We start from the raw sequence: 4755 nt of genomic DNA, 5'->3' as shown, positions 1-4755 counted from the left end.
ATCGGCCCGGACGCCCCCATCATCACCACCGACGCCCGCCACCGCGCGGACGCCAAGAGCGCGCTCATCACGCTCGTCGAGCACGCCCTCATGGCGCGTCTCAAGTAGGCGCGCACGAAAGCGGATCGAGAAAAAGGGGGCGGGCTGTGTCGTACGACACGGCCCGCCCTTCTCGTTCATAACGTTTCGACAGAGAATTGCCCGTAGTCGGACACACGGTGCGTTCGGCCGGTTTCGCTGCGCTCACAACTAGCCCCTTTTTTGCCGCAGGACGCTCTTTATGTCCGATTTATGTGGGGCATAAGGCTCTAGGAATGGCTGGTTTCAACTGTTTGGAACACGGCCGTTAACCGTGCTGGAATTCAACGAACTAGCTAGTAGCACCGCCGAGAGGTTGTTGGTCGAGTGAGGCGAAGCAACTCGAGCCCCGCGGATGAACCCGCGCGCGGCAACTTCACCCCGCCGCCGCGCGCGGCCACGTCACCCGTCGACGTACCCGTGGACCCCCCGGCGGGCGGCGGCAGCACCAGCAGGTTCTCGCCCCGCAACTGGCGTGTGCCGACCCGTCTGAACGCCATCCTGCTCGTGCCCGTCCTCGTCGGACTGGTCATGGGCGGCTTCCAGGTGAAGGGCTCCATCGACACCTGGAACGAGGCCAAGGACGCCGAGAAGACCGCCCGCATCGTCCAGGCCGCCGCCGAGTACGGCCAGGCCCTGCTCAACGAGCGCGACCTGACGGCCGAGCCGCTCCTCAAGGGCGAGAAGAACAGCGAGATCGTCGCGAAGGCGTACGCGGCCACGGACTCGGCCCAGGCCAAGTTCACCGAGGCCTCGAAGGACCTGCCGAAGAAGCAGGGCCTGGAGCGCCGCCTGGAGCTCTTCCACCGCGAGGAGCCGAAGCTGGAGCAGGTCCGCAAGACGGCCTACATCGCTCCGGAGTCGGCGAAGAAGAACCTCCCCACCACGGCGGGCCCCATCCCGACCGAAGAGGGCTATGTGCTGGTCCAGCACTACCTCATGCAGTTCTCGAACGAACTGGGCCTCGGCACCGGCAACGTGACCTCCTACGGCCGCATGGTCTACGCCCTGGAGCTGGCCAAGGCCGCGAACTCGCTCCAGCGTTCCGTGGGTACGCACCTGCTGGTCCGCCCGAACGAGAACGAGGACATCCGCAAGGCCCAGCTGGTCGCCTTCTCCTCGTACGCCTACCTCGAAGAGATAGCCATCGGCGAGTACGTCGCCGCCGGCACCGAGGAGGACACCAACCGCCTCCGCGAGATCATGGCCGCGAAGTCCCAGGACGGCGCCGCCAAGCTCACCGCCGCCAAGACGGCGGCGGAGCAGGCCGGCACGGTCTTCAAGGCTCCCCCGGTGGTCAACGGCTCCGCGCTCACCGGCATGACCGAGGCGATAGCCAGCGGTGAGAAGAACACCAAGCTGGCCCAGAACGGCACCACCGCGCCCGCCTGGCAGGCGGCCGCCACCGCGAAGTTCGACGGCTACGCCGAGATCGAGAAGGAATTCCTCGACAAGGCCCTCGCCGAGAGCATCGCGATCTCCGACAGCGCCCGCAACGACGCCATCATCAACGGCGCCATCGTGGTCGTGGCCCTCCTCGCCGCCTTCATCATGGCCGGCATGATGGCCCGCCAGATGAGCCGCGCGATGAGCCGCCTGCGCACCGCCGCCTTCGACGTCGCCGAGCAGCGCCTGCCGATGCTCGTCGACCAGCTCTCGCGCACCGACCCGGGCAAGGTCGACACCCGCGTCACGCCGATCCCCATCGACTCCCAGGACGAGATCGGCGAGGTCGCCCGCGCCTTCGACCAGGTCCACCGGGAAGCGGTCCGGCTCGCCGCCGAGCAGGCGCTCCTGCGAGGGAACGTCAACGCGATCTTCACGAACCTCTCCATGCGCAACCAGTCGCTGATCGAGGGCCAGCTGAGCCTCATCACCGACCTGGAGAACAACGAGGCCGACCCGGACCAGCTGGAGAACCTCTTCCGCCTGGACCACCTGGCCACCCGTATGCGCCGCAACGGCGAGAACCTCCTCATCCTCGCGGGTGAGGAGCCGGGCCGCCGCTGGGACCAGCCGGTGCCCCTCGTCGACGTCCTGCGCGCCGCCTCCTCCGAGGTGGAGCAGTACGAGCGCATCGAGCTCTCGGGCGTCTCCGAGGCCGAGATCCACGGCCAGGCCGTGACCGACCTCGTGCACCTGCTCGCCGAGCTGCTGGAGAACGCCACCACGTTCTCCTCCCCGCAGACCAAGGTCCGCGTCAACGCCACGCGTCTGCCCGACGGCCGCGTGATGGTCGAGATCCACGACAAGGGCATCGGCCTCACCGCCGAGGACTTCGCGGACATCAACCACAAGCTGGCCAACCCGCCGACCGTGGACGCCGCGATCTCGCAGCGCATGGGTCTGTTCGTGGTCGGCCGGCTGGCGGACCGCCACGGCATCCGCGTCCAGCTGCGCCCCTCGGGCGAGGCGGCCGGCACCACGTCGCTGGTCATGCTCCCCGACGCCATCACCCACGGTGGCGGTGGCGAGGGCGTGCCCGAGGACGACTTCACGGTCTCCTCGATGATCCCGCAGCAGCAGGCGCAGCAGGCCGCGCCGCAGCGCACGGCCGCCGAGCTCGGCTTCGACGACTCCCGCTACGAGGTCCACCGGGCCGACCAGCCGGGTCCCGACGCCCGCGATCTCGACCCCGTCGGCCGGTCCCTGGGACGCGAGGAGCGCCGGGCCGCGCTGGAGGCCCAGGTGGGCTATCCGCAGGAGCAGGCGCCGTACGCGGACCACTCCGCCCAGGAGTATCCGGAACCGCAGCCCGAACACGGCTACCAGTCGTACCAGGGCTACGAGCAGCAGCCCGAGCAGGGCTACGAGGGCGCGTACGACTCCCCCCAGGCTCAGCAGCCCCAGCAGGGCTACGACGCCTACCCGCAGCAGGGGTACACGTATCCGGAAGCCGAGTACCCGGATCAGCGGCAGGATCTCCCGGCCTACGACAATGGGTACGAAGCCCAGTCGCAGCAGGCCGAGTGGCCCGAGCAAAACTCCTACTCCGGGGCCTACCAGCAGGATTACGGGACCGAATCGGAATCCCCGGCCGCTCCCGAACCGGCCCGGGACCGCGTAGGCTTCGACCGTCCGGGCGCCGCTGCCGACACCGGTCACACGATGACCGGAGCGGGCCTGCCGCGTCGCGGCAGCCAGCAGCAGTGGCAGCCGGCACAGCAGGAAGCGGAGTCCAAGGGATCCCTCTTCGAGCAGCGGCCGCAGCGTCAGCAGCAGGCCGCCGCCCCGGAGCAGGCCCCGGAAGAGACAGAAGGCTCTGCGGCCTGGCGCTCGCGCAACGACGAGCGCTGGCAGCAGGCCGGAAAACTCCGTGAGCCGAAGGCGGGCGGGGTCACCCCGTCCGGTCTCCCTCGGCGGGTGCCCAAGGCCAACCTGGTCGAGGGTGCCGCGGAGACGACCCCGCAGGGCGGCCCACAGGTCTCCCGCGCACCGGAGGACGTCCGCGGCAGGTTGAGCAACCTGCGGCGAGGTGTCCAGCAGGGACGCAGTGCGGGTTCCGAGCAGTCAAGTAACAGCTATGACCAGGAGCGTTAGTGTGAGCCCGATGAGCCAGGCGGCACAGAACCTGAACTGGTTGATCACCAACTTCGTGGACAACACCCCAGGGGTGTCCCACACCGTGGTGGTCTCCGCCGACGGCCTTCTTCTGGCGATGTCCGACGGATTCCCGCGCGACCGCGCCGACCAGCTGGCGGCCGTGGCCTCCGGTCTGACGTCGCTGACCGCAGGAGCCTCCCGCATCTTCGAGGGTGGGGCCGTCAACCAGACCGTGGTCGAGATGGACCGGGGGTTCCTCTTCCTCATGTCCGTCTCCGACGGATCGTCCCTCGCGGTGCTCGCGCACCCCGAGTGCGACATCGGCCTCGTGGGTTACGAGATGGCCCTTCTGGTGGATCGTGCGGGCACCGTACTGACGCCGGACCTGCGTGCGGAGCTGCAGGGAAGTCTTCTCAACTAGCAGACAGGCAGTGCGTTTCGCGCCATCGCACCATAGGGTGCGGTGGCGCGGTTCCACAGGGAGTACTGCGTTCTTGGAGTCGGAGGAGGAAACGTGACAACACCCGGAGGACATCCTTATGGCGGCGCGCAGCAGCCGCAGGGTGGGCACGACCAGAACCGCTTCAACTTCCCCTCCTCGCCGAGCAACCGGCCCGTGCCGGAGCACAACCCCTACCAGCAGCAGCCGTACGGCCAGCCCCAGCAGCAGCCCGGGCGTCCGTCGCAGCAGCCCTACCGGACCTCGCAGCCGCAGGCCCCGAAGGCTCACAACCCGCTGGTGCGCCCGTACGCGATGACCGGCGGCCGGACCCGGCCGCGCTACCAGCTCGCCATCGAGGCGCTGGTCAGTACCACGGCCGATCCCGCCAGGCTGCAAGGGCAGTTGCCCGAGCACCAGCGCATCTGCCGCCTGTGCCAGGAGATCAAATCCGTCGCGGAGATCTCGGCACTTCTCTCCATTCCTCTTGGTGTCGCCCGGATCCTCGTCGCCGACTTGGCGGAGGCGGGCCTCGTCGCCATTCACCAGCCCGGCGGCGATGAGTCTGCCGGCGGCCAGCCAGATGTGACACTGCTCGAAAGGGTGCTCAGTGGACTTCGCAAGCTCTAACGGCGGAGCGGCTCCTCGCTCCACCACCTCCGCGAAGATCGTGGTGGCGGGCGGCTTCGGCGTGG

General features: G+C 68.7%; 3 protein-coding genes and 2 pseudogenes. All 5 read left to right on the top strand.

The window, feature by feature from the left end; genetic code table 11:
- A pseudogene (locus ACZ7GJ_RS37775) lies at positions 1–108 on the top strand (ATP-binding protein); the annotation flags it as partial.
- Between the two features lie 297 nt (positions 109–405).
- A complete protein-coding gene (locus ACZ7GJ_RS37770) occupies positions 406–3618 on the top strand; it encodes a sensor histidine kinase (RefSeq protein ID WP_470758491.1) in 3213 nt (1070 codons plus the stop codon).
- A gap of 10 nt (positions 3619–3628) precedes the next feature.
- Positions 3629–4042 (top strand): roadblock/LC7 domain-containing protein, encoded by a 414-nt coding sequence (locus ACZ7GJ_RS37765; RefSeq protein WP_007266772.1) that lies wholly within the window; start codon positions 3629–3631, stop codon positions 4040–4042.
- A gap of 93 nt (positions 4043–4135) precedes the next feature.
- A complete protein-coding gene (locus tag ACZ7GJ_RS37760; protein ID WP_365917523.1) occupies positions 4136–4690 on the top strand; it encodes a DUF742 domain-containing protein in 555 nt (184 codons plus the stop codon).
- A pseudogene (locus ACZ7GJ_RS37755) lies at positions 4671–4755 on the top strand (ATP-binding protein); the annotation flags it as partial. The gene ACZ7GJ_RS37760 and the pseudogene ACZ7GJ_RS37755, both read left to right, overlap by 20 nt.

Source organism: Streptomyces sp. NPDC037242, from assembly GCF_055604165.1.
Note: the sequence above shows the minus strand (reverse complement) of the source record. Positions and strands in the feature narration are given on the sequence as shown.

Coding starts and splice junctions, on each gene's coding strand:
- ACZ7GJ_RS37765 (WP_007266772.1), top strand. CDS start 3,629: ATGAGCCAGGCGGCACAGAACCTGAACTGGTTGATCACCAACTTCGTG.